Raw genomic sequence first — 1,692 nt, forward strand, 5'->3', positions numbered from 1 at the left:
GCCTAGCCCGGATTATTCACGGCCGCTGCTTCGCGGGGTGATTGGCAACTGAATTGGGTTGAGTTGGTGTAACCGTGGCTGCTGAACGCCGACAAGGCGCAAGGCCCCCTTTCCCCCATTGAAACTTTGCATCCGATTGGCTGACTTAGTCCGTAGGTAGAAGCGATGGACGGTACCCTGCCAACGCTTCGGCCACTCGTCGGAGATGGTTGGCCCACGGCCAACTTGAAGAGATTTGCACGCGTACTCGGCGTGTGCTGAAAACCACGCGACAGGCCACCTTGATCACGTGAGTTCGCCAGGTGCAGGCGTGGCCTTTACCAAGTGGATCCCGACGGCGACGGCGAGTGTGATGGCGGCGTTTCACAGACGGCCTCTGTGCCTCTAGAGGTATTTCGTCGCAGCCAGGCTCCTCCATCGTCGGTTTGATTTCGGCAATGGCACGAAGCCGAACCAAGAGGTTCGCCGCCAGAGAATGCATCATCACTCGAAACAAGTTCGCCATGTAGCGATGATCACTTAAGCGATCACAGCACAGCTCGCACTTGAGTTCCTTGTTGCGATTTTCGCTCTCGCCCCGATCGGAGTATTCCTCGTAAACGCCCCCAGGACACACGTTTGCGCCTGGACGATTAGTGACCACGGCTCGTCGATTGGTGCCTTGAGAATTCACCTCGCACTTGATCACGATGCTTCGTGATTGTGACCAAGTCCTGGCTTGGTAATCAATTAGCAGAAAATTCCTTTGCCCCTCGCCGGTCGCTTGAAACGCCGCCACGCTTTGCTGCAAAAGCTCGTCGCTTTCGCGTTTGACACGGGAATTCATTTGGTAACCGATGCTGTAAAGAACCTTGTCGCATCGCTCCAACGTTTCGTACATATGGGGAACTGCGAAACCCGAATCGGCTCGAACGTGGATCATTACACGGGGAAACCGCTTGCGAATCTTCTCGATTACACGCTGCAAATCATCGGCGGCACCCAAGCTTGCATGTGCCGAACCGAACAGCAGACTTGGTAACACGATCATATCATTCTCGGCACAAGTGATCGCGCGAACTTGATATTGGTACTGGTTGTAGAAGCCGTGAAAGAGAACCAGTTGCTGATTGCCATGAGCGGGATCGTCGAAGGTGTCAATGTCCAGCGTGATTTCTGTCGGCTCTCGCTCGAAAGACTCGACGAAGCGATCGATGAACCAATCTTCCATTTGAAGGAGGTTTCCCGCAGTGACTGTGTTCTCGAGCCTTGAAATGGTCGGTTGGCTAGCCAAGTCATCGTCGTCGGGAGACTGCTCAGCGATCAGTTTAAAGATCGGATCGCTTCGGAGGGAGTCATGGTCGTTTTGATCTTCGTAGCCGGCGATGATACCGAAGATGCGTTGCCGCACGATGGAGAGCGCGGTGTGTTGAGGATCACTGCGTGGATCGGAAATCAGGTGGGTAAAGGTCTCGGTCCAGCGCAGTTTCTGGTCCAATTGAGAGAAGGCGAGCAGCCCGCCGTCGGAGGATAGCTTCTCCTGGACTTGCTCAAATTGGATGGGACGATTCTGAAAAAAACCGAAGACAAATTGCTGCGCAGACTGTAAGCTCATGAGGGGCCTTTTTGGTTTGTCGAAAGTGCTTGTTAGCTAAACACTTAGACGTCAGAAAGGCCCTTTTTGTTTGCACCCTCGTGAATAATCCGGGCTAG

At 53.8% G+C, this 1,692-nt stretch carries 1 protein-coding gene; it reads right to left on the bottom strand.

Features of this window, described 5'->3' with window-relative positions:
- Positions 1-145: 145 nt before the first annotated feature.
- Positions 146-1,594 carry an IS1380 family transposase gene (locus CA13_RS30880; protein ID WP_146399087.1) on the bottom strand — a complete coding sequence of 483 codons (1,449 nt, stop codon included), beginning with the start codon at positions 1,592-1,594 and terminating at the stop codon, positions 146-148.
- Positions 1,595-1,692: the final 98 nt, after the last annotated feature.

It is taken from the genome of Novipirellula herctigrandis (assembly GCA_007859835.1).
GTDB classification, from domain to species: Bacteria; Planctomycetota; Planctomycetia; order Pirellulales; family Pirellulaceae; genus Novipirellula_A; species Novipirellula_A herctigrandis.